Genomic DNA, 23,858 nt, shown 5'->3' with positions numbered 1-23,858 from the left:
ATGCCTGACCTCTTGATCGAACTCTTCTCTGAGGAAATCCCGGCGCGGATGCAGACGAAGGCCGCAGAGGACTTGCGCGCGCGGCTGACCGAGGCGCTGGTCGAGGCCGGGTTGACCTATGCCGGTGCTGCGGCGTTTTCCACCCCCCGGCGGCTGGCGCTGACGGTGCAGGGGCTGACCGGCCAGAGCCCGACCACCCGAGAGGAGCGTAAAGGCCCGCGTGTCGACGCACCCGAAAAGGCAATCGAGGGGTTTCTGCGCGGTGCGGGGCTTACTCGTGAACAGCTCGAAATCCGCGACGAGAAAAAGGGTCAGGTCTATTTCGCCACGATCACCAAGCCCGGACGCCCGGCGGCCGAGATTGTGGCCGAGGAACTCGACCGGATCATCCGCAATTTCCCTTGGCCCAAGTCGATGCGTTGGGGTGCGGGCAGCTTGCGGTGGGTGCGCCCGCTCCATTCCATCCTCTGCATCCTGACCGATGAGGCGGGCGAGGTGAAGGTCGTTGATCTCGATGTGGACGGCATCCGCGCGGGTAATTCGACCGAGGGGCATCGCTTCATGGGGGCGGGGCGCTTTGCCGTGACCTCTTTTGATGATTACCGCACCAAGCTGCGCCGCGCGCATGTCATTCTGGAAGCCGAGGAACGCGCGCAACATATCTGGCAAGAGGCCAGCAATCAGGCTTTTGCCTCTGGTTTGGAACTGGTCGAGGATAGCGGGCTTCTGGCCGAGGTGGCGGGGCTGGTGGAATGGCCCGTGGTGCTGATGGGGCGGATTGATGAGGCGTTTTTGGGCCTGCCGCCCGAGGTGTTGCAAACCTCGATGAAAGAGCATCAGAAGTTCTTTTCCGTGAAGAATCCCAAGACAGGCCGGATCGAACGCTTTGTGACCGTCGCCAATGTCGAGACCGCCGATCAGGGCGCGACCATTCTGGCGGGCAATCAAAAGGTGCTGGCGGCGCGGCTGTCGGATGCGAAATTCTTTTGGGAAAATGACCTGCGCACCGTTCAGGCGCAGGGGTTGGAGGGGATGGGCGCAGGGCTGGCGCATGTCACCTTCCACAACAAGCTGGGATCACAGGCCGACCGCATCGCCCGTATCGCGGCACTGGCGCGCGAGATTGCGCCGCATGTGGGCGCCGATGCCGATTTGGCGGAACAGGCGGCAAAGGTGGCCAAGGCCGATTTGCAATCCGCAATGGTCGGCGAATTCCCCGAATTGCAGGGGTTGATGGGGCGGTATTATGCGGCGGCGGCAGGATTGCCCGCAGAGGTGGCGGCAGCCTGCCAAGAGCATTACTCGCCCCTCGGGCCCGGCGACGCCGTGCCAAGCGCGCCGGTGTCGGTGGCCGTGGCGCTCGCCGACAAGATCGACACGCTGACCGGCTTCTGGGCGATTGACGAGAAACCCACCGGATCGAAAGACCCCTACGCGCTGCGGCGGGCGGCGTTGGGGGTGGATCGATTAGTTGTCCATGGCCAGCTATCCGTGAAACTTCTGGATGTGCTTACCGGGTCATTCAATCGTGTCGGCATTGCAATTTCGGAGACCGCCTCGCAGAACAAACAGAAGCTTGGTGGTATTAATATTTCCGGTGGTGCGTTCCAAGTACTTCCAGAAGTCGATGGGCGTAGAGTAGACGCAAGAGCCGTTAACCTCCTGTCCTTCCTCCACGACCGCCTCAAGGTCCATCTCAAGGACGACGGCATCCGCCATGACGTGATCGACGCCTGCCTTGCGATGGAGGGCAACGACGATCTCACCCTTTTGGTTAAGCGCGCCACGGCGCTCGCTGATTTCCTCAAGACCGATGACGGTGAGAACCTGCTTCAGGGCTTCAAGCGGGCCAACAATATCCTCACCCAAGCCGAGGCCAAGGATGGCGTGGAATATTCCTATGGCGCGGATGTGAAATTCGCGGAAACGGATGAGGAAAAGGCGCTCTTTGCCGCCCTCGCCACTGCGGAACCCGCCATTGCCATCGCGCTCAAATCCGAGGATTTCGCCGGGGCGATGGGGGCCATCGCAGCCCTACGCGCCCCCATAGACGCTTTCTTTACTGCCGTGCAGGTCAATGCCGAAAGCCAAGTCATCCGCCGCAACCGCCTCAACCTGTTGAGCAGCATCCGGCACATCTGTCTGCAAGCGGCTGACCTCACACGGATTGAAGGGTAACCCAACCCGTCATCCTTTCCCTTGCCTTGCGCGTCAGCGGGCGTATGGTGCGGTCAAAGGAAAGGTGCCGCAGTGCAGCAAGACGACAGCCATATCACCCTCATCACCCCTTCGGCCCCGGTGCAGCCCCACACCCACGGGGGGCGGGCGAAATGCCTGCAACGCCTCGTGCGGCTCGATCTGCCGGTGCCGTGCACCGTCGCGCTGTCGTTCGAGGCGGTGCACCGGATCGCGGCCGGCGAAGTTCCCGATATGCTGCGGTTTCTGGCTCCGTTCGGCGATGCGCCGCTCCTCTGTGTGCGCCCCTCATCGGAAGACCCCGATTGGGGTGGACCGGGGGCCGTTCTGAATATTGGCATCAACGATGCGCGGTTTGTCGAACTGTCGGACCGGATCGGCAAGCAGGCGGCGTCGGACATCTATCTGCGCTTTGTGCAGGCCTATGCGATCCATGTGGCGCGGCTGGACCCAGATGTGTTCGAGGATGTGTCCGAAGACCCGGTTCTGGGCCTCAGTCAAGCGCTCAAGGCCTATGAGGTCGAGGCCGAAGAGGAATTCCCCCAAGATCCCGGCAAGCAATTGACCGAGGTGCTGCGCTCTATGGCGCGGGCCTGGGAGGGGACCACCGCGCGGCTCTTGCGGCAGGCCAAGGGCGCGCCTGCCGATGCGGGACTGGGCCTTGTGGTGCAGGAATTGGCGCTTGGGCTGGGGCAGGGGGAATGCGGCTCTGGCGTGATGCAACTGGTCAATGGCGTGACTGGCGCGCGCCAGATCATCGGACGCTACCTGAGTCAGAGCCAAGGGCGCGATGCGCTGAGCGGCGGGGTGGATGCGCTCTATCTGACGCGTGACCCGCGCGGTCCCTCGCTCGAGGAGCTGGCGCCAGACGCCTTTGCCGAGATCAGGACGCATACGGAATTGATGCGTACAAAGCTGCGCGAGGAAATGCAGGCTGAGTTCACCATCGAAAACGGCAAGGTCTGGATTCTCGACGGTCTACGGGTGCCACGCAACGGGCGCGCGGCGGTGGCCATTGCGGTGCGAATGGCCGAGGACGGGATCATTACCCGTGACGACGCGCTGATGCGGATCGAGCCGCGCTCGCTCAATGAATTGCTGCACCGTCAAGTGGACCCGAATGCGCCCCGTGATGTGCTGGCGCGCGGAATTGCCGCCAGTCCCGGCGCCGCCACGGGCCGGGTGGTGTTTTCCGCCGCCGAGGCGCAGGCGGGCCATTCGCGCGGCGAACCCTGCATCCTTGTGCGGCGTGAAACCAGCCCCGAGGATATTCGCGGCATGCATGCGGCGGTGGCCGTGCTGACCGAGCGCGGTGGCATGACCAGCCATGCAGCGGTGATCGGGCGCGGCATTGGCCTCCCCTGCGTTGTGGGGGCGTCAGAAATCCATTTCCAGACCCATCGCAAGCAATTGACCATGCCCGACCGTCGGGTGGTCAAGGCTGGGGATGTGATCACCATCGACGGCACCAACGGTTTGGTTCTGGCCGGAGAGACCCCGTTGCTCGAGGCCGCGCGGGATGAATCGTTTCAGACGCTGATGAGTTGGGCCGATGATGTGCGCGATATTGCGGTGCGGGCCAATGCCGACACTCCGGCCGATGCTGTGGTTGCGCGAAATTTTGATGCGCGTGGCATTGGGCTGTGCCGGACCGAGCACATGTTCTTTGACACCGAGCGGTTGACCGTGATGCGCGAGATGATCTTTGCCGATGGCAGCAAGGATCGCGCCGCCGTGCTCGAGCGGCTCTTGCCGATGCAGCGGGCCGATTTGGCGGATTTGTTCCGCATCATGCAAGGGCTGCCGGTCTGTATTCGCCTCTTTGATCCGCCGCTGCATGAATTTCTGCCGACCGACCGGGTGGGGCATTTGCAATTGGCCGAGGCGCTGGATCTGCCCTTGTCGGATGTGACACGGCGGGTTGAGGCGCTGAGCGAATATAATCCGATGCTGGGCATGCGGGGTGTGCGTCTGGGCATCACCGTGCCCGAGATCTACGACATGCAGGCACGGGCCATCTTTGAAGCAACGCTCGAGGCCAGCCGCGACGGTGCGCCGGTGGTGCCGGAGATCATGATTCCGCTGGTCAGTGCCAAGCGTGAGGTTGAACTGGTGAAAACCCGGGTCGATGCGGTGGCCGCGGCAGTGCGAAACGAGACTGGGCGCGATTTCACCTATCATCTGGGCGTAATGGTCGAGACGCCGCGCGCGGCGTTGCGCGCCGGTGAATTTGCGCCGTTGGTGTCTTTTCTCAGCTTCGGCACGAACGACCTGACGCAGATGACCTATGGGCTATCGCGCGACGACGCGGGGCGGTTCATGTCGGAGTATGTCAAGCAGGGCGTCTATCCCGAGGACCCGTTCCACATGCTTGATGTCGATGGCGTGGGCGAGTTGCTCAAGATCGGGGCAGAGCGTGGGCGCGCGGCCAATCCTGACATCAGCCTGTCGATCTGCGGTGAGCATGGTGGCAACCCCGAATCAATCGCTTTCTGCCGGGATGCCGGATTCAACTATGTTTCCTGCTCTCCCTTCCGTGTTCCGGTGGCGCGACTTGCTGCCGCACAGCTGACCGTCAAAGACAAGATGCGGTAGTCAGAACCGCTGTTTGCGCAACATCAGACAAAGTCGAGGCGCTTTTTGAGACAGGAAAAGCCATAGGCGGGAACTTGCCGGTGGCTCGGGTGGACGCAACGGGCCTTTTTGTCTAGAGGGCGCGGATGCAGTGGACCATACGTCCATCGGCTTGGAGAAGATGTATGAGACGGATTGCACTCGCTGCGGCACTCGCAGTGTTGGCAGGTCCGGTCGTCGCAGACGCGCCCGTGACCCGATTGATGGAACAGGAAATGCGCGCATTGCGCGCGATCTCAGGTGACAGAATGGCGAGCTATTTGAGCCGCCCCGAGACCGAGATCAGCTATTCGAGCACATGGCTTGATCAGCAAAGCCCAGCCGAAGGCGGAGCAGAGTGGCGCTGTCTGGCAGAGGCGCTTTACTTTGAAGCCCGAGGTGAAAGCATCAAGGGACAGTTCGCGGTGGCCGAAGTCATCCTGAACCGGGTTGATGATCCCTCTTATCCCAATACAGTTTGCGGCGTGATCCATCAGGGAACCGGCCGAAAATATGAATGCCAATTTACCTACACTTGCGACGGGCATTCCGACGTCATTGCAGAGCGCGCCGCCTATCAGACGGTGGGCAAAGTTGCCCGGTTGATGGTCGATGGTGCCCCTCGCAGCCTGACCAGCGGAGCAACGCATTACCATACCCGCGCCGTCGCCCCGCGTTGGGCCCGGCAGTTTCCACGCACGGCCTCTATTGGCGTGCATCATTTCTATCGGCAACCGACGCGTCTGTCCTCGAACTGAGTGGGTTGAACAAGGAAATAGCTGACTTTCACGACAATCGCGGTTGACTCGGGCGCGCGCGTCGGTAAAAGGCAGGCTTCATGAGATATTCACGGGTGATCCTATTGCCCGGCGCAGGAGATAACCAATGGCGAAGCCGACGACCATCAAGATCCGTCTGAACTCGACCGCGGGCACGGGCCATTTTTACGTGACCAAGAAGAACGCACGCACCATGACCGAAAAGATGACCGTACGAAAGTACGATCCCGTGGTGCGCAAGCATGTCGAGTACAAGGAAGGCAAGATCAAGTAAGATCCCCCTTTCAGACCAGACAGCCAAAGCCGCGCCAACCCGAGCGCGGCTTTTTCTTTTGGGGCGCTCCGGTGGCCGGTGATTTTACCGCAAGAGTGTCTCCCATGCCCCAGTTTCTGATCCGCCCAGTCTTTCCCGCCGATCATGCCGCGATCTCAGATTTGCTCCGTTCGGCCTACGGTCTGCAGATGCAACGCGTGTATCCCGAGGCATTGGTGCGCCAAGCCGTTCCCATTCTCACCCGCTCGGCACCGACGCTCCTGTTTGGCGGGCGGTACTATCTGGCTGAGGTGGGCGAGGATGTGCTGGGCATTGCGGGTTGGAGCGATATAAGCCCATTTGGTCGGACCTGCCCTCTGGGACATGCGCATCTGCGGCATCTGGCCGTTGCGCCGGATTGGCAGGGCCGGGGAATTGGCCGGGCTCTGCTGGAGCATCTCAAGGTGACGGCGGGCCGGGCAGGCGTGCATCGCCTGCATTGCCTCTGTCCTCTGAATGCCGTGCCATTCTGCACTGCAGGTGGGTTTCAGTCGATGGGTGAGGTGGTTCTGGGGCTCTCGCCGGAAGTGAGCCTGCCCGCTGCGCAGATGTGCCACGAGTTGGAGCAGGGAATTGCACCGCGACCGGAGGTAATTGAGGCTGGTGCGACTCTGTGACCTGTGTCAGGGTCTTGTCCGTGATGCGCGTTTCATTGAGCCCTTTTCCGCGATTGATTTTGGTCTTCGCCCTCAGTGTGGCGATGGCCGCTGTGGGCTTTGCGCACCGCGGCAATGACGAGCGGAGCATGGACCCGGACTACCTCGCCTTTGTGGCGGCGGGGGGCACGGCGCAGGATCTCTGTGAAGACCATGTGGCGCAAGACGGTCCGTCGGGGCATTCAAAGCATCAGGCGACAAACGGCTGCGAGGCCTGTCGTCTGGTCGATGGCGTGCTACTGCCGTCCGCAGAGATGCCCTGCACGGCCTGGCTCGCTCCGCGTATCGTGGATTTGCGGCCCGATGGCTCTCATGGTCTGCGACTGGCAAGGTCGAATGTCTTGCCACAAAGCCGCGCTCCGCCGCGCGTCTGATTATTCAAAACCCCAGCTCATTTCAAACTCTGCCCTCGCGTTAGAGGGCCATCTCTGATGGAGATATCCATGACGTCGATTGATCCGGCCTACACCCCTGCGCAGGCGCGCCCCGGGGTTAACAAGTTCTATTTTGCGGCGTGGCGCTGGCATTTCTATGCCGGTCTGTTCGTGATCCCGTTCTTCTGCATATTGGCCGTTACCGGCATGATGATGCTTTGGATTTCATGGGTGGACGGGCGTGATGGAGAACGCACGCCGGTGGTGCCGCAAGAGGTGGCGCTGTCCGTGTCGGTTCAGGCTGAGGGGGCGCTCAGCGCTATTCCCGGCGGCACGCTCAAACAATACGTGGCCCCGCGTCGCGATGATCTGGCCGCGATTTTCCGTGTCGATCTCGAGGGCGAGGCCAATATGGTCGTCGTCGATCCCTATACGGCGCAGGTGCTTGAGATTTTCCCGCGCCGCACTGGCTGGTATGACTTTGCGGATGGAATTCACAGCGAGTTGATGCTTGGCGTGACCGGTGATCGCATGCTGGAAATTACGGCCTCTCTCGGAATGGTTCTGATTGCCACGGGTCTGTATATGTGGTGGCCGCGAGACGCAGGCTGGCGTGCGGCACTGATCCCCACATTTGGGCGTGGGCGGGCGCTCTGGCGGTCTTTGCATGGCGTTCTGGGCTTCTGGATATCCATTGTTCTGGCCTTTTTTCTTGTCTCGGGCCTCGCTTGGGCGGGCATCTGGGGCGAGAAAATGGTTCAGGCATGGAGTCAGTTTCCCGCTGAGAAGTGGGACAACGTGCCGCTCTCGGACGATATTCATGCCAGCATGAACCATGATCGCAAAGAGGTGCCTTGGGCGTTGGAGCTGACACCAATGCCGGCCTCTGGCAGTCACGCGGGGCATGACGGGGTTGATGTCGACGCCGGAACGGCGGTCGATATCGACACGCTGGATACTTTGGCGCGCGAGATCGGCTTTGACGCGCGGTATCAGCTCAACCTCCCCAACGGCGAAACTGGCGTCTGGACGATCAACCGGGACTCGATGAATACCGACGATACCGATCCTACCAGCGACCGCACGGTGCATGTAGATCAATATACCGGCAATATCCTCGCCGATGTGCGCTATGCAGATTATTCGCTGGCGGGCAAGGCGATGGCGGTAGGAATCGCGCTTCATATGGGCACACTGGGGCTCTGGAGCGTGCTGGCCAATACCGTGTTCTGCCTCGCGGTGTTGTTTCTCTGCGTCAGCTCCGTGGTCATGTGGTGGAAACGCCGCCCCGCCGGGGCAGGTGGACGTCTCTCGGCACCGCCACTGCCCAAGGATATGCCGATGTGGCAGGGCGCTGTGCTGGTCGGTTTGGCGGTGTCGCTGGCCTTTCCGCTTGCGGGGGTGACGTTGATCACAGTGCTCGCACTCGACGCTCTGATCCTGTCTCGCCTGCCTGCCTTGCGGCGATTGGTGAGTTGAGCGAGGACGCGCACCCCTGATCGTTACGACTTGGCAACAGCCACCACTCCAAGAACCCCGCCCATCAGGCGGGGTTCTGTCGTTTTGCAGGCCAGGAAAGGCGTTGGCATGGGAATAGATGGGACGGAGAAGCTTCAATGCGAAAAGTAAGCAGATTTCCGCGAATCACTCAGGGATTTCGGGTGCCTTTGTTTGGGTTAATCAGGTTGCTAAGGGTGAAGTTGTGGGGCGAGATGGCTTTTCGGAGGGAATTTTCATATTATCATGGGAAATCACGGTACATTCTTTGATGTTGTCATTGGTGCATATATTGTTATTCATGAAGTATACTGCACCATATACGGTAATAAATTGTGATAACTTGCCACATGATGTTGTTTTCTGGGTATGTTAAGAACTAAATCCTGTACCGAGTATCGTAAAAAATCGTTGCTATGGGAGCATTTCCCATTGTATGAAGAATACACGATGAGGACGGGATCACAGAGGGGCGCAAAGACCCCGAAAACTCCCAAGTCAGGTTTCATACAGGCCCCCGCTTTCATCGAATAAAGAGATCCGGCGCGCGAGCGAGCAGACATCCCCCCAGGTGGCGCGCGCAGTCGGACACCCCCCGCTAGGCGGGACGAGGGCGGCGGGTTGATCAGTGGCAGCAGATCAACCCGCCGTTTCGTGTCTCAGGGGTTCGATTTCAAGCTGGGGCGAACAAGAGGACCAACGGGACAGTGGGCCGGATATTCAGAGGCGAGAGTCTCCACAAGGTGGATGGAAAGGGCAGGGTATCAATCCCGGCCCTGTTTCGCCGTGTGATCGAGGCCTCGGACCCGAACTGGACCGACGGCCTCAATCCCGAACTGATCATCGTTTATGGCGACCATCGGCGGCGCTACCTTGAGTGTTATACCATTGAGGCGATGCAGGAGGTCGATGACAAGATCAATGCCCTGCCGCGCGGGTCTATGGAACGCAAGATGCTGCAGCGGATGTTCCACGGACAGAGCTTTCCCACATCGGTGGATGAAACCGGGCGGCTGGTGCTGCCCGCCAAGCTGCGCAAGAAGATCGAGCTTGAGGATGAGGCGTTCTTTATCGCGGCGGGCGATACGTTTCAAATCTGGAAGCCTGAGACCTACGATGCCGATGAATTGTCGAAAACCGAGAATTGGCTGGAAGAATTCCCCGAAGATTTCGATCCGCTGATCCTCTTGGATCAACCGAAAGGGGCGTAAGCCATGGCTGCTGCCGCCGCCCCTAGAAACACCGCCCCACATATCCCCGTCCTGCTGCGCCCGTTGCTTGCGGCGGTGGCGCCGGTGCGCGGCGTCTGGCTGGATGGCACGCTGGGGGCCGGGGGCTATGCGCGCGGGTTGCTTGAGGCGGGGGCGGATCAGGTGGTCGGTGTGGACCGCGACCCGCTGGCGTTGGAGATGGCGCGGGAGTGGGGAGCGGAGTATGGCGACCGGCTGCGGTTGGTGCAGGGCAATTTCGCGCAGATGGATGACTATGCCGCGGACCTAGACGGTGTTGTGCTCGATCTGGGGGTGTCTTCGATGCAGTTGGATCGGGCGGAGCGGGGCTTTTCGTTTATGAGGGATGGTCCGCTTGACATGCGGATGAGTCAGGATGGGCCGACTGCGGCAGATTTGGTGAACACCACGGATGAGGCGGAACTCGCTGATATCCTTTATCTTTATGGCGAGGAACGGGCGAGCCGCCGTATCGCGCGGGCCATTGTCAAGGCGCGTGAAGTCACCCCGATCGAGTCGACGCTGCAACTGACGGGCATTGTCGAGCGCTGTTTGCCGCGTTCCAAGCCGGGGCAGGCGCATGTGGCTACTCGGAGTTTTCAGGCGATACGGATTGCTGTGAATGACGAATATGGATCTCTTATCGAGGGCTTAGAGGCGGCCGAGCGGGCGTTGAGGCCCGGGGGGCAGTTGGCGGTGGTGACGTTTCACTCCATCGAGGACAGAATGGTCAAGAGATTCATGCAGTTACGCTCTGGTGGCGGTGGCACCGGCAGCCGCCACGCGCCCGAAATAGAGCGTGAAGCGCCGCAATTTTCCCTCAAATCGCGCAAGGCGATCGGGCCGGATGACGACGAACTGGCCGTCAATCCGCGCGCCCGGTCGGCCCGACTGCGCGTGGCGGTCCGTACGGATGTGCGGGCTGGACGTACGGAACGGTCACAGCTTGGGATGCCCATGTTGAAAGGAGAGCGATGATGCGCAGTCTGATTTGTGTTTTGACCGCGCTCTCGGTCATCGGTTTGGCGTTTTGGGCGTATCGCGAGAATTACCGGACCCAAGAGGCGCAGGCGCAGGCGCAGGCGTTGCAGCGCGGCATTGGCGAGGCGCGCGCGCGGCTTCGGGTGCTCAATGCCGAATGGGCCTATCTCAACCGGCCAGACCGGCTGATGGATCTGGTGGAGTTGAACTACGACAAGCTGGGTCTTTTGCCCTTGCAACCCTATCAGTTCGGTCGGGTGGATCAGGTGGCCTTTCCCAAGCCGGTCGAAGTGCCGATCACCAATCCTGTTGATGTCTCGAACATGGAGCAGTTTCCATGATCCGCACCCCCCTGCGCCCGTTGGCGCGTATTCTGGAGGCCCGCAGTCGTGGCGAGAATCCCGACGCCATCGAGCGCGAGAATATCCGCCTGCGGCATGAGGAGATGCGCGATCGGGCGCGACGTCGTGCCGAGGGGCGGCTTTTGGTTCTGTCTGCCGTGTTCTTTGTGGCCTTTGCCGTTGTCGGCGGACGGATGGCGGTTCTGGCGGGAACCGAGCCGGCGGAACCGGCGACCAGCGTTGCCGGATCGCAGATCTTCGCACAGCGCGCGGATATAGTGGACCGCGAGGGGCGCATCCTTGCCACCAATTTCGACACGCATAGCCTCTATGCGCAGCCACAAATGATGGTTGATCCGGGCCATGCCGCTGACCGGCTGGTCGAGATTTTTCCCGATCTCAAGCGGGAAAGGCTCATCAAGGATTTCACGGGCCCGCGTAAATTCCTGTGGATCAAGAAGAAGCTGAGCCCCGAGCAAAAGCAGGCGGTGCATGATATCGGTGAGCCGGGTCTGTTGTTTGGCCCACGCGAAATGCGGCTCTATCCCAATGGGCGGCTGGCGGCACATGTGCTGGGCGGCACCAGTTTTGGCCGTGAGGGGGTGCATGCCGCCGAATTGGTTGGAGTCGCCGGTGTTGAGCGGCATCAGGACGCGCGGCTGCGCGATCCGGCGCAGGCGCATGAACCGCTTGTTCTGTCGCTCGATCTGAGTGTGCAGGCGGCGATGGAGCGGGTGCTCTATGGTGGCATGAAGATCATGAACGCCAAAGGCGCGGCGGGGATCCTGATGGATGCAAAGAGCGGCGAGGTGGTGGCGGTGGCCTCGCTTCCTGATTTTGATCCCAATGATCGTCCCGCGCTGCCGACATCCGGCAGTCCCAGTGACAGCCCGCTCTTCAATCGGGCGGTGCAGGGGGTTTATGAGCTGGGCAGCACGTTCAAGGTGTTTCCGATTGCGCAGGCGATGGAGCTGAAACTTGTCACGCCGGACTCGATCGTCAACACCAAGAGCCCGATGCAATGGGGCAAGTTCCGGATACGGGATTTCAAGAATTACGGACCGGAATTGAGCGTCACCAAGGTGATCGTCAAATCTTCGAACGTGGGCACCGCGCGCATCGCGATGGAAATCGGGGCCAAGCGGCAGCGCGAATTTCTCGATCAGCTTGGGTTCATCGACCCTGTGCAGTTGGAGATTGCCGAAGCCTCGGGGAGCACGCCGCTCTTGCCGAAGAACTGGTCAGAGTTGTCGACCATGACGATCTCTTACGGGCATGGTCTGTCGGTCAGTCCGATGCATCTGGCGGCCGGCTATGCAACGATTGCCAATGGCGGGCGTCGGGTGACGCCGACGCTTTTGCGCGATCCGACCCGCGCGCCGGGCGAGCGGGTGATGTCCGAAGCGACATCCGCCGCCATGCGCAAGATGCTGCGGCAGGTCGTGTCCGAGGGCACGGCAAGCCTTGGCGAGGTGCCCGGCTATGCGGTGGGGGGCAAGACCGGCACCGCCGACAAGCCCAAGGAACGCGGGGGCGGGTATTACAAGGACAAGGTCATCTCTACCTTTGCCAGCATGTTTCCGGCGCATGACCCGAAATATGTGCTGGTGGTCACGCTGGATGAGCCGGTCGAGACCTCTGGGGATGAGCCCCGCCGCACAGCGGGGTGGACCGCTGTGCCCGTGGCCGCAGAAATCATACGTCGCGTAGCGCCTTTGCTTGGGCTGCGACCCGAGATTGAACCCAGCCCGCTTGCTGCTATAAGCCTGACATCGAATTAAGCCGGAACGGGGCAGTGCGGTGGGGCAAATCAGAACATTGGCGGCGTTGGGATTAACAGCCCAAGCCGGACGGCAGGCTGACATCACAGGCTTGGCAGTGGACAGCCGCGAGGTAAAGCCCGGCTATCTCTTTGCCGCTTTGCCGGGGACCAAGGTGCATGGCGCCGAGTTCATTCAATATGCGTTGCGGCAAGGGGCGGGTGCGATTCTGACCGATGCCATCGGCGCGCGGTTGGCGCAGGCCTTTCTCAGCCTGAGCGATGCGGCGCTCGTGGTGGCCGAAGACCCGCGTCAAACGCTGGCCTATGCCGCTGCCCTTTGGTTCGGCGCTCAGCCTGAGACGATGATTGCCGTAACCGGCACCAATGGAAAGACATCCGTCGCCACCTTTACCCGGCAGATCTGGGAGCGGCTGGGTTTTGATGCCGTCAATCTGGGCACGACGGGGGTCGAGGGGGCCTATAGTGCGCCCCTTGGCCATACCACGCCCGAACCGATCACCCTGCACCGTATGCTGGCGAAATGCGAGTTGGCGGGTGTGACCCATGCCGCGATGGAGGCGTCGTCGCATGGATTGGCGCAGAGGCGTTTGGACGGTGTGCATCTGGTGGCGGCAGGATTCACCAATTTCACGCAGGATCACTTGGATTATCACGCCAGCTTTGACGAATATTTCGCAGCCAAGGCGGGATTGTTTTCCCGCGTTTTGCCCGAGGATGGGGTGGCGGTGATCAATATCGAAGATTCCCGAGGGGCCGAGATGGCGGCGATTGCCACCGAACGCGGGCAGGATCTCATCACGGTCGGGCGCGAGGTCGGGGCCGATCTGCGTCTGAAGGCGCAGCGGTTCGATGCCACGGGGCAGGTGTTGCGGTTTGAGTGGGAAGATGAGGTGCATCAGCTTCGCCTTGATCTGATTGGCGGGTTTCAGGCGGAGAATGTCCTCTTGGCCGCCGGGCTGGCGATCGGGGCCGGGGCCGATGCCGAGCGCGTGTTCGAAACTCTGCCGGGAATGAAGACGGTGCGCGGGCGCATGCAACTGGCTGCAACGCGGGACACTGGTGCTACGGTGTTCGTGGATTACGCGCATACGCCGGATGCCGTGGCCACCGCGATCAAGGCGCTGCGTCCGCATGTCATGGGGCGGCTGATTGCGATCGTGGGCGCGGGCGGCGACCGGGACCGCGCCAAGCGGCCCTTGATGGGGCAGGCGGCGGGCACCTATGCCGATCTGGTGATCGTGACCGATGACAACCCGCGCTCTGAGGACCCGGCGAGTATCCGGGCGGCGGTGATGCAGGGCTGTCCTGGGGCATCCGAAGTGGGCGACCGGGCCGAGGCGATTTTGCGCGGGGTGGATGCGCTGGGGCCGGGGGATGCGCTCTTGATCTGTGGCAAGGGGCATGAGACCGGGCAGGTCGTGGGCGAGGATGTATTGCCCTTTGACGATGCGGAGCAGGCGAGTTTGGCGGTGACGGTGCTGGACGGGGGGCGGATATGAGCCTCTGGTCGGCGCAGGAGGCCGCTGCGGCCACAGGGGGGCGGGTGACGGGCGACTGGCAGGTGTCGGGCGTGTCGATCGACACGCGCACGTTGCAACGCGGTGATCTCTTCGTGGCGCTGAGGGCGGCGCGCGACGGGCATGAGTTTGTCGCCCAAGCGCTGGCCAAGGGGGCGGCGGCGGCATTGGTGAGCCATGTGCCCGAAGGGGTTGGTGGTGATGCGCCGCTCCTGATCGTGGAGGATGTGCAGGCGGGGCTGGAGGCCTTGGGCCGCGCAGGCCGGGCGCGCAGCCGGGCGAAGGTGGTGGCTGTGACCGGATCGGTCGGCAAGACCTCGACCAAGGAGATGTTGCGCGACGTGCTGAGACATCAGGGCCGTACGCATGCGGCGGAGGCCAGTTACAACAATCATTGGGGGGTGCCGCTCACGCTGGCGCGGATGCCGGTCGATACGCAGTTTGCCGTGATCGAGATCGGCATGAACCATCCCGGCGAAATCGCGCCTCTGGCGCGGATGGCGCGGCCGCATGTGGCGGTCATCACCACGGTGGCGGCGGCGCATCTGGAGGCGTTCGAGGATATTGAAGGCATCGCCCGCGAGAAGGCCAGCATTTTTGAGGGGCTGGAGCCGGGCGGCGTGGCGGTGATCAATGCCGATATCGCAACGGCGCCGATCCTGCGGGCCGAGGCCGTGCGCCATGCTGCGCGGATCCTCAGCTTTGGCACCGCGCGGGGCGCGCATCATCGCCTGCTCAACGTCGAACTGCATGACCGTGTCACCGTGGGCCACGCCCGCGCCTGGCGCTCGCCGCTGGTCTACAAGGTCGGTGTGCCGGGCCGGCATTTCGCGATGAACGCGTTGGCTGTGCTGGCGGTGGTGCAGGTTCTGGGCTGTGACCGGGCCGTGGCGATGGCCGATCTGGCAGGCTGGGCCCCGCCTGCCGGGCGCGGCACCCGCGAGGAGCTTGTGCTTGATCTGGCCAGCGATGGGATGAGCATTGATCTGATCGACGACGCATTCAACGCCAATCCGACCTCGATGGCCGCAGCACTCGAGGTTCTGGCGGCGGCGCAGCCGCGCGATGGTGTCGGGCGCGTGGCCCGTGGGCGGCGTATTGCAATTCTGGGCGATATGTTGGAATTGGGCGCGGATGAAGTGGCGATGCACGCCGGATTGGCCGATTTGCCATATATGGCGCAGATCGACGAAATCCATTGCGTGGGGCCGCGCATGCGCGCGCTCTGGGAGGTGTTGTCCGAGGGCCGGCAGGGCCGCTGGGCCGCGACCGCCGAGGATCTCGCGGCGCAGGCGCACCGACTGATCGATGCGGGTGATGTTGTGTTGGTAAAGGGTTCCAAGGGGAGCCGGGTGAGCCTTGTGGTCGAGGCGCTGCGGCGCGCGGGCCGAGTGGCAGAGGAAGGATAGCGAAATGCTCTATTGGCTGACCATCTGGTCGGATGGCGGGGATTTCTTCAATCTCTTCCGCTACATCACGTTCCGTGCGGGCGGAGCCTTTATGACGGCGCTGATCTTTGGGTTCCTGTTCGGGCCACCCCTGATCCTTGTGCTGCGCAAGCGGCAGGGCAAAGGGCAACCCATTCGCAGCGACGGGCCGGAGGGGCATTTTTCCAAGGCGGGCACACCCACTATGGGAGGGCTCTTGATCGTGGGCGCACTCTTGACCTCGACCTTGCTCTGGGCGCGGTTGGACAATCCCTATGTCTGGCTGGTGCTGTTCGTCACGGTGGCCTTTGGCCTGATCGGATTTGCCGACGATTACGCCAAGGTGAGCAAGCAGAACGTCAAGGGCGTTTCGAGCAAGGCGCGGTTGGGGTTGGGCTTTGTGATCGCCTTTATCGCGGCCTACTGGGCCGGGCTGCATCATCCTACTGAATTGCAATATCAATTGGCGCTGCCGGTCTTCAAGGATGTGCTGGTCAACATGGGGTTCTTGTTCATCCCCTTTGCGATGTTCGTGATCGTGGGGGCGGCCAATGCGGTCAATCTCACCGATGGTCTGGACGGTCTGGCGATTATGCCGGTGATGATCGCCTCGGCCGCGCTGGGCGTGATTGCCTATACCGTGGGTCGGGTTGATTTCACCGATTATCTGGGGCTGCATTATGTGCCGGGCACAGGGGAGATCCTGATCTTTGTCGCCGGTCTGGTGGGCGGCGGTCTGGGGTTCCTATGGTATAATGCGCCGCCTGCGGCGGTCTTTATGGGCGATACCGGATCATTGGCGCTGGGCGGGGCATTGGGTGCGATTGCGGTGGCGACCAAGCATGAGCTGGTGCTGGGCATCGTGGGCGGGCTCTTTGTGGTCGAAGCGCTGTCGGTCATCATTCAGGTGCTCTATTTCAAACGCACCGGCAAGCGGGTGTTCCTGATGGCGCCGATCCATCACCATTACGAGAAAAAGGGCTGGGCGGAGCCGCAGATCGTGATCCGGTTCTGGATTATCGCCCTTATTCTGGCGATGGTCGGGTTGGCGACGCTGAAACTGCGGTGAGAAGAGAGCGGGGTGGGGTCTGAAGGGGCGTTGGCCCCGAGTGATGAGCCGCGCGGTCGCTGGGCCGGGGACTGGCGAAGCTACGGCGGCAACTGGCACTTTATCCCAGCAAAGCCCGCATAACCCCTAGATGTTGCGCGACTTCTCCAAATCGCTAGGCCGTCACGCCAAAGGCGTGTCGAGGTAAAGCGGCGCACCTTCGGTGCGACGGACGGCCCAGCGATCGCGCGGCGGGCTTCGCCCTTGATTCCGCGCGGGTGGCGTGCTGGACGGTAGCAACAGCCCCCTTCTCTCAAACCGGCCTCTGCCCGCCGATCTTGAGCGTCAGATCTGCTGCGGCTTCGGCCACTTGACGTCCGATCGCGCTGAGGCGGGCGTCCGGCAGGCGGGCGGCAAGGCCCGAGACCGAGATGGCACAGACCGCCTCGGCCTGAGGCGACCAGACCACGGCGGCAAGGCAGCGCAGGCCGGTCACATGTTCTTCGTCATCGAGCGCATAGCCTTGGGCGCGGATGCGTTTGATGTCGACCATGGCAGTGCTCAGGCTGCGGTGCGAACGCTTGGTCATCGGATGAAACCCGGTCCGCGCCACGAAATCCGCAATATCGGCGTTTGGCCAAGTCGCGAGAATCGCCTTGCCCATGCCGGAGCAAAAGGCAGGCACGCGCCCGCCCGGTGGCGAGATGGCGCGCATGATTTCACGGCTTTCGACCTGTGAGAGGGTGACAAGCTCATCCTGATCGAGAATCCCGAGATTGGCGGTCTCGCGCGTGGCATCGCGCAAGCGGCGCAGGAGCGGCAAGGCCGGGGCCACGAAATTATGCCGCCGGGAAAACGCCGCCCCCACCGAAAAGGCACCACGCCCCACATGCCAGAGCGCGCGGTCGGAATCGAACTGGGCGAAATGCTGTAACTCCAGGGTGGTCAACAACCGATGCGTGGTCGAGACCGCCAAGCCTGCCAGACGGGCGAGGTCCGACACCCGTGCGCCTTCGTCCTGCTGGCTGAGAAGTTGCAGCAGGCGCAGCGCGCGGGCGACGGATTGAACGCCTTGGGATTGAGGGTCTGACATGTTCGGTATACCTTTCCATACAATGGAAAACATTTTTCCCGTCCTTACAAGTACAGTGCCGCTGAAGTAGCTGCAAATCCAATGAATTTCCTGATTTTCGGAAGGGACGACCATGACCACATATGTTGAGCGTCACGGCCTGAGCGTGGCGGCACCGCTGGCCCGCCTGATCGAGGACGAGGTAGTGTTGGGGCTGAGTGCTGACGCATTCTGGTCGGGCTATGCCGCGCTCCTGCGGGATCTGGCCCCGAAGAACGCGGCGCTTTTGGCCAAGCGCCGCGAGTTGCAGGTGCAGATTGACGGCTGGCACCGGGCGCGGCGCGGGCAGCAGTTTGACGGTGCGGCGTACCGCGAATTCCTGACCGAGATCGGCTATCTGGTGCCGGAGCCCGAGACCTTCGAGCTGGGCACGCAGAACGTTGATGCAGAGATCGCGCAAGTGGCCGGGCCGCAACTGGTCGTGCCGGTGATGAATGCGCGCTTTGCGCTCAATGCCGCGAATGCGCGGTGGGGCAGTCTCTATGATGCGCTCTATGGCACCGATGCGATTTCCGGCACGGCGCAGGGGCCGGGCTATGACGCTGTGCGCGGCCGCCAGGTGATTGCATGGGCGCGGGCGCATCTCGACAAGGTTGTGCCACTGGCTGCCGGGTCCTGGGCGGATGTTGACGCCTTGGAGGTGGACGGCGGGTTGCGTGTCACGGTCGGAGGCCAAGTGACTGGGCTGGCCGATGCGGCGCAGTTTGCGGGCCATACCGAGGGCGGCAGTGTGATGCTGCGCGTCAACGGACTGATGATCGAGATCGTGATTGATCCTGCCTCGGCGATTGGTCGCGACGATGCAGCAGGCATTGCCGATGTGCGGATCGAGAGCGCGCTGACCGCTATACAGGATTGCGAGGATTCGGTGGCGGCGGTGGATGCCGACGACAAATGCGTGGTCTATGGCAATTGGCTGGGCCTGATGCGCGGCGATCTGGAAGAGCGGTTCGAGAAGGGTGGGCGTTTGTTGACCCGGCGGCTCAACCCGGATGTGAGGTATATTGATCCAGAGGGGCAAGAGGTGGTGCATCCCGGGCGTGCGCTGATGCTGGTGCGCAATGTGGGTCTCTTGATGACCACCGATGCGGTGCTGCTGGAGGGCAAGGAGACGCCCGAGGTGATGCTGGATGCAGCCGTCACGGTCGCGGCGGCGATGCATGATCTGGCGCGGGGCGCGGCGGGCAATTCGCGGGCGGGATCGGTTTATATCGTCATTCCCAAGCTGCATGGGCCGGAGGAATGCGCCTTTGTCGATACGCTCTATGGGCGGGTCGAGGAGATGCTGGGGCTGCCGCGAAATACGGTCAAGCTGGGCGTGATGGACGAGGAGCGGCGGACCTCGGCAAACCTCATGGCCTGTATCAAGGCGGTCAAGGATCGCTGCGTCTTCATCAACACGGGGTTTCTGGACCGCACCGGCGACGAGATCCACACCTCGATGCAGGCGGGGCCGGTCATTCCCAAGGGCGAGATGCAGAAGGCGATCTGGCTTGCGGCCTATGAGGCCGGGAATGTCGATGCGGGCCTTGCGGCGGGCATGACGGGGCGCGGTCAGATCGGCAAGGGCATGTGGGCCAGACCCGATGACATGGCCGATATGCTGGAGGTCAAGATCGCGCATCCCAAGGCCGGGGCCAATACCGCCTGGGTGCCGTCGCCCACGGCGGCGACGTTGCATGCCACGCATTATCACCAAGTTGATGTGGCGGGGCTGCAAGCGGCGTTGAAGGGCCGGGATTGTGCATCACGCGCTGAATTGCTGACGCCGCCGCTGATGGTGGGGCGGAACCTGTCGGGCGAGGAAGTGCGGCGCGAGTTGGACAATTCCTGTCAGTCGATCTTGGGCTATGTGGTGCGCTGGGTCGATCAGGGCATTGGCTGTTCCAAGGTGCCGGACATCAACGATGTGGCGCTGATGGAGGATCGGGCAACCTTGCGCATTTCGTCGCAATATCTGGCCAACTGGTTGATTCATGGCATATGCTCGGCCGAAGAGATCGACGCGTCACTGCGGCGGATGGCCCCCAAGGTGGATGCGCAGAACGCGCAGGATCCGGCCTACCGCCCGATGGCGCCCGATTTCGACGGGGCGGCGTTCAAGGCGGCGCGGGATCTGATCTTTGAGGGGGCAAAGCAGCCCTCGGGATATACCGAGCCGTTGCTGCATGCGGCGCGGCGTGGGGTCAAGGCGGCATAAGGGGCAAGGCCATGATGACAGTGAAACGGCTCGATCTGGCGGATGCCGGGGTGCTCTTGGCGGGCGCGCGCGCCAAGGCGGTGGAGGTGGGCGTGCCGATGTGCATCGCCATCACCGACGAGGGCGGCAATCTGGTGGCCTTCGAGCGGATGGATGGCGGCAAGGTCACGTCGATCACCATCGCCATCGACAAGGCCTTTACCGCCGCCGGGGCCAAGAAGGCGACGCATGAATATGGCGAGGTCAGCCAGCCGGGCAAGCCGGTCTACGGCATCGCCTCGGCTATTGGCGGGCGGCTGATGGTGGTGGGCGGTGGTCTGCCGGTGCTGGTGGACGGCGAGGTCGTGGGCGGAATCGGCGTGAGTTCAGGCACGCCGATGCAGGACCGCGAGGTCGCAGAGGCCGGGATCGCGACGTTTCTGGCGGAGCTCTAAACTTCGGCGGGGGCCACGGCCTGCTGAAAATTTGTAAAGAACTGCGCGGCGAGCTTTTTCGCCGTGCTTTGTATGAGGCGGCTGCCCAATTGCGCGAGCTTGCCGCCAATGTCCGCACGGGCGGTGTAGCGCAGGGTGGTGACGCCGTTTTCTTCGGTCAAGATCACATCCGCGCCGCCCTTGGCATGGCCTGCAGCCCCGCCATTGCCCTGACCCGTCAGCGAGAAGGCATCCGGCGCACCGGAGGTGTCGAGCGTGACGGTGCCGGTAAAGCGCGCCTTAACCGGGCCGATCTTGAGCACGACACGCGCCTCTAATTCCGTATTGGAATGTTTGATCAGTTCCTCACAGCCCGGAATGCTCTGGCGCAGGATCTCGGGATCGTTGAGCGCGGCATAGACGCGGGATTTGGGTGCGTTGATGATGATTTCATCGGCGAGGTCCATGGGGTCTCCTTGATATGTTCGGAAAATGTCAGGTCTGGCGCTGGCCTTGGCGGCGGTGCTGGACGATCTGCGCCAGAATTGAGAGCGCGATTTCCTCGGGCGTGACGGCGTTGATTGCGAGGCCCGCAGGGGACTGGATACGCGCGAGCGCCTCTGGGGTGGCGTCAAGCCGCGCCGCGAGGGTGGCGAATTTGCGGCGGCTGGCGACAAAGCCGATATAGTCGGCCTCAGAGGCCAGCGCCGTGCGCAGGGCGTCAAGATCGCCCGCCCCTTGGGTGGCGATGACCACCATCCGCGCATGGTTGGCTGTGGGCAGGGGGCCAGAATCCGGCGTGGTGATGTCAAAGCCGAAGGGCTGGGCGAGGGTGGCAAGGGCCAAGGCCACCGGCGACGCGCCAAGGATCACCAGTTCGGGGCGGGGCAGGACAGGTTCGACGAAAACCTCCATCGCGCCCTTGCTGGGGCAGCCGTTGCGGGCGATGTCGCGGCCCTGATGGGTCTGGCCGGGGGTGAGGCCCTGCGCGGTCAGATCCTCGTCGGGCTGAATGGAAATGAGGCGTGGCGTGCCTTCGGCGATGGCGCTCTGGGCGGCGCGAGCAACCGCCCCGTGCACGCAACCACCGCCGATCCAGCCCTCGGATATGGTGCCATCGGCGAGGATCAGCGCCCGCGCGCCGGGCTTGGCGGCAGTGGCACCCACGGTGCGGATCACCGTGGCGATGGCATAGGGGGTGCGGGCAGAGGCAAGGCGACGGGTGGCGGTGTTGAGCGTGTCGGGGATCATGTCAGGCGCTCCAGTTGCGGGCCAAGGGCGGCCAGATCGTTCAGCGTCGTGGCGGCTGCGAAAAAATCGAGATGTGGCAGGGCGGCGGCCATGGCGGCAGTCACGGGGGCGTAATCCTTCCAGCCTTTCAAGGGGTTGAGCCAGATGATGCGCCCGCCGCGTTTGCGCAGGTGGGTGAGTGCTTCGGTCAATTGCACGGGCCGGTCGGTGTCATAGCCATCCGAGAGGATCACCACGACTGTGCGGGAATTGACGCAATGGCGCGCCGGACCACGGGCGAATTGCGCGAGGGATGCGCCGATTTTCGAGCCGCCGCCAAAGCCATCGGCCAAGAGCGACAGGCGGTTGAGGGCGCGCAGCGGGTCAGGGTCACGCAGCGCGTCTGAAATGCGCACGAGGCGGGTGTGAAAGAGCCAGGCATCCGTCGCGTCATCGGCGCGAATGAGGCCGGTGAGAAAGGCGAGAAACACCCGCGCATAGATCGTCATCGAGCCCGAGACATCGCAGAGGGCGACGATTCGCATCTGTCTGTCGGGGCGTTTCTTGCGTGGGAGCGAGAGTGGCTCGCCCCCTGTTGAGAGGCTGGCGCGGATGAGGCGGCGAAAGTGGATTTGATCGCCGCGGTGGGCGGCGCGGCGGCGGCGGGACCGCCTGTAAGCGAGCGATTGCGCAAGGCGGCGGGCGATGGTTTCGGCCTCGGCAATGTCCTGCGAGCTGACCAGTTTGCGCATGTCGTGGTGCATCAGGCTGGCGGTGCGGCTGGCGATGAGGGTGCCGGTGCCGTCGCCATGGGCAGAGCCTGCGCCATCGTCGGCGGCGTGGATTTGGCCGCGTGCCGCGCTGTCCTCACCATCCGGATTGCGGGAGTCGCGGGTGTGCAGTGCACCCTTGCGGTCGCTTTGGCTGAATTTTTCGCGCACCCGGCCGGCGTTCAGCCAATAGCTGTCAAACAGCGCGTCGAACTGCGCCACCTCATCGGCGGTGCTGGCGCAGATGGATTTGAGGGCGCGGCGCGTCTCGTCGGGGTTGGTGGCGTTGATATGCGTCAGGGCGGTGAGGGCTGTTTGTGTCTCGCCCACGCCCAGGCGCAAGCCGTTGTCGCGCAGGTGGGATATGAAGCCCGCGATGCGTGCAGATGGTCCCGGATCGCGGGCGGCAAAGCGGGTGGCGCGGCTCATGCGGCCTGACCTGCGAGGCGCTGCGCCACTTCGGTGGTGATATTGGCGCGGTCGGTTTGGGTCTTGAGCAGCGTGGCAAGGGCGGCTTGCAAGATCACCGGATCATGGGTCAGATCGTTGATGCCGAGCCCGGCGAGGGCGGCGGCGAAATCGAGGGTCTCGGCAATGCCGGGGGTCTTTTCCAGGTCTTCGCGGCGGAGTGCCTGCACGAAGCTGATGATCTGGCGGGTGAGAGCCGCGTCGATTTCCGGGCGGCGGCTTTGCAGGATTGCAAGCTCTGCAGCGCGGTCCGGGTAGTCGACATGCGCGTAAATGCAGCGCCTGCGCAGCGCGTCCGAGAGGTCGCGGGTGCCATTAGCGGTGAGGATCACCATGGGCCGCGCCGTGGCGGTGATGGTGCCCATCTCGGGGATGGTGATCTGGAAATCGGACAGGATTTCAAGAAGATAGGCCTCGAATTCCTCATCGGCGCGGTCGATCTCGTCAATCAGCAGAACCGGCGGTTCTGCCTGTCTTATCGCCTGCAAAAGGGGTCGTTCCAGCAGATACTCATCCGAGAATATCCGCGCCTCGACGCCTGCGCCGGTCTCGCCCCCTTCGGCGGCGGCGCGGATGGCGAGGAGTTGGCGCGGGTAGTTCCATTCGTAGATCGCCTGTGCCGCGTCCAGCCCTTCGTAGCATTGCAGGCGGATCAGGCGCGCGGATTTGAGCGCCGCAAGCACGCGCGCCACTTCGGTCTTGCCCACGCCTGCCGCCCCTTCGAGCAGCAGGGGCCGCCCCAGCGAGAGCGCGATATGCAGCGCCATGGTCAGATCGTCACCGGCGATATAGCCGTGATCCGCCATGCCTGCCTGCAAATCGCGCCAGTCCGCCATGCTGTCCCGCTCTTTCATCTTGCTGAAAATACTCCTGGAGGTCCAGGGGGCAGCG

The 23,858-nt window shown here is 62.8% G+C and carries 21 protein-coding genes; 16 read left to right on the top strand and 5 right to left on the bottom strand.

The genetic code is table 11. The annotated features are described in order from the left end of the window. The 14 genes from glyS to mraY all read left to right on the top strand — a co-directional run bounded on the left by glyS (position 1) and on the right by mraY (position 16,775). Positions 1-2,178, top strand: coding sequence for a glycine--tRNA ligase subunit beta (gene glyS, locus ROS217_RS18725; RefSeq protein WP_009819370.1), 2,178 nt, complete (start codon positions 1-3; stop codon positions 2,176-2,178). Positions 2,179-2,250: 72 nt separating this feature from the next. After that, complete coding sequence (locus ROS217_RS18720) at positions 2,251-4,791, top strand: putative PEP-binding protein (protein ID WP_009819369.1); 2,541 nt, start codon at positions 2,251-2,253, stop codon at positions 4,789-4,791. A gap of 164 nt (positions 4,792-4,955) precedes the next feature. Continuing rightward, entirely contained in the window at positions 4,956-5,567 is a 612-nt protein-coding gene (locus ROS217_RS18715) for a cell wall hydrolase (protein ID WP_040650757.1), read from the top strand. A 127-nt stretch (positions 5,568-5,694) separates the two neighbouring features. Continuing rightward, positions 5,695-5,862 (top strand): 50S ribosomal protein L33, encoded by a 168-nt coding sequence (rpmG, locus tag ROS217_RS18710; protein WP_007799108.1) that lies wholly within the window; start codon positions 5,695-5,697, stop codon positions 5,860-5,862. Positions 5,863-5,966: 104 nt separating this feature from the next. Then, positions 5,967-6,518 (top strand): GNAT family N-acetyltransferase, encoded by a 552-nt coding sequence (locus ROS217_RS18705; RefSeq protein ID WP_009819367.1) that lies wholly within the window; start codon positions 5,967-5,969, stop codon positions 6,516-6,518. Positions 6,519-6,541: 23 nt separating this feature from the next. Beyond that, positions 6,542-6,931 (top strand): DUF2946 family protein, encoded by a 390-nt coding sequence (locus ROS217_RS18700; RefSeq protein WP_009819366.1) that lies wholly within the window; start codon positions 6,542-6,544, stop codon positions 6,929-6,931. 69 nt (positions 6,932-7,000) lie between these two features. Continuing rightward, positions 7,001-8,410, top strand: coding sequence for a PepSY-associated TM helix domain-containing protein (locus ROS217_RS18695; protein WP_040651724.1), 1,410 nt, complete (start codon positions 7,001-7,003; stop codon positions 8,408-8,410). A gap of 725 nt (positions 8,411-9,135) precedes the next feature. Further along, positions 9,136-9,639 (top strand): division/cell wall cluster transcriptional repressor MraZ, encoded by a 504-nt coding sequence (mraZ, locus tag ROS217_RS18690; RefSeq protein ID WP_009819364.1) that lies wholly within the window; start codon positions 9,136-9,138, stop codon positions 9,637-9,639. A 3-nt stretch (positions 9,640-9,642) separates the two neighbouring features. After that, the gene (gene rsmH / locus ROS217_RS18685) at positions 9,643-10,635 is read left to right on the top strand and encodes a 16S rRNA (cytosine(1402)-N(4))-methyltransferase RsmH (RefSeq protein WP_009819363.1); all 993 of its coding nucleotides are present in this window, start codon (positions 9,643-9,645) and stop codon (positions 10,633-10,635) included. After that, complete coding sequence (gene ftsL / locus ROS217_RS18680) at positions 10,632-10,979, top strand: cell division protein FtsL (RefSeq protein ID WP_009819362.1); 348 nt, start codon at positions 10,632-10,634, stop codon at positions 10,977-10,979. Before rsmH ends, ftsL begins: the two co-directional genes overlap by 4 nt. Continuing rightward, positions 10,976-12,760 carry a peptidoglycan D,D-transpeptidase FtsI family protein gene (locus ROS217_RS18675; RefSeq protein ID WP_009819361.1) on the top strand — a complete coding sequence of 595 codons (1,785 nt, stop codon included), beginning with the start codon at positions 10,976-10,978 and terminating at the stop codon, positions 12,758-12,760. Before ftsL ends, ROS217_RS18675 begins: the two co-directional genes overlap by 4 nt. Positions 12,761-12,779: 19 nt before the next feature. Then, positions 12,780-14,261 (top strand): UDP-N-acetylmuramoyl-L-alanyl-D-glutamate--2,6-diaminopimelate ligase, encoded by a 1,482-nt coding sequence (locus ROS217_RS18670; protein WP_040650753.1) that lies wholly within the window; start codon positions 12,780-12,782, stop codon positions 14,259-14,261. Continuing rightward, complete coding sequence (locus ROS217_RS18665; RefSeq protein ID WP_009819359.1) at positions 14,258-15,688, top strand: UDP-N-acetylmuramoyl-tripeptide--D-alanyl-D-alanine ligase; 1,431 nt, start codon at positions 14,258-14,260, stop codon at positions 15,686-15,688. The genes ROS217_RS18670 and ROS217_RS18665 overlap by 4 nt, the downstream gene beginning before the upstream one ends. A 4-nt stretch (positions 15,689-15,692) precedes the next feature. Beyond that, the gene (mraY, locus tag ROS217_RS18660; protein ID WP_009819358.1) at positions 15,693-16,775 is read left to right on the top strand and encodes a phospho-N-acetylmuramoyl-pentapeptide-transferase; all 1,083 of its coding nucleotides are present in this window, start codon (positions 15,693-15,695) and stop codon (positions 16,773-16,775) included. Between the two features lie 292 nt (positions 16,776-17,067). Here mraY and ROS217_RS18655 read toward each other — a convergent pair whose 3' ends face one another. Beyond that, positions 17,068-17,847, bottom strand: a complete 780-nt coding sequence (locus ROS217_RS18655) for an IclR family transcriptional regulator (RefSeq protein WP_009819357.1) — start codon at positions 17,845-17,847, stop codon at positions 17,068-17,070. A gap of 112 nt (positions 17,848-17,959) precedes the next feature. Here ROS217_RS18655 and ROS217_RS18650 point away from each other — a divergent pair, with 112 nt between their 5' ends. Then, positions 17,960-20,086, top strand: coding sequence for a malate synthase G (locus tag ROS217_RS18650; RefSeq protein ID WP_009819356.1), 2,127 nt, complete (start codon positions 17,960-17,962; stop codon positions 20,084-20,086). An 11-nt stretch (positions 20,087-20,097) separates the two neighbouring features. Further along, entirely contained in the window at positions 20,098-20,520 is a 423-nt protein-coding gene (locus tag ROS217_RS18645) for a GlcG/HbpS family heme-binding protein (RefSeq protein WP_009819355.1), read from the top strand. Here ROS217_RS18645 and ROS217_RS18640 read toward each other — a convergent pair. Genes ROS217_RS18640 through ROS217_RS18625 form a run of 4 tightly spaced genes read right to left on the bottom strand, consistent with a single transcriptional unit; the run spans position 20,517 to position 23,803 of the window. Next, positions 20,517-20,966, bottom strand: coding sequence for a CoxG family protein (locus tag ROS217_RS18640; protein WP_009819354.1), 450 nt, complete (start codon positions 20,964-20,966; stop codon positions 20,517-20,519). The two genes, ROS217_RS18645 and ROS217_RS18640, sit on opposite strands and share 4 nt — an antisense overlap. Positions 20,967-20,994: 28 nt before the next feature. Beyond that, on the bottom strand, positions 20,995-21,750 hold the full coding sequence (locus ROS217_RS18635; protein WP_009819353.1) for an XdhC family protein: 756 nt from the start codon (positions 21,748-21,750) through the stop codon (positions 20,995-20,997). Beyond that, positions 21,747-22,928 carry a vWA domain-containing protein gene (locus ROS217_RS18630; RefSeq protein ID WP_009819352.1) on the bottom strand — a complete coding sequence of 394 codons (1,182 nt, stop codon included), beginning with the start codon at positions 22,926-22,928 and terminating at the stop codon, positions 21,747-21,749. The genes ROS217_RS18635 and ROS217_RS18630 overlap by 4 nt, the downstream gene beginning before the upstream one ends. Continuing rightward, positions 22,925-23,803 carry an AAA family ATPase gene (locus ROS217_RS18625; RefSeq protein ID WP_040651717.1) on the bottom strand — a complete coding sequence of 293 codons (879 nt, stop codon included), beginning with the start codon at positions 23,801-23,803 and terminating at the stop codon, positions 22,925-22,927. Before ROS217_RS18625 ends, ROS217_RS18630 begins: the two co-directional genes overlap by 4 nt. Positions 23,804-23,858: the final 55 nt, after the last annotated feature.

Source organism: Roseovarius sp. 217 (genome assembly GCF_000152845.1).
Taxonomy (GTDB): Bacteria; Pseudomonadota; Alphaproteobacteria; order Rhodobacterales; family Rhodobacteraceae; genus Roseovarius.
This window is presented reverse-complemented; position numbering and strand designations above follow the sequence as displayed.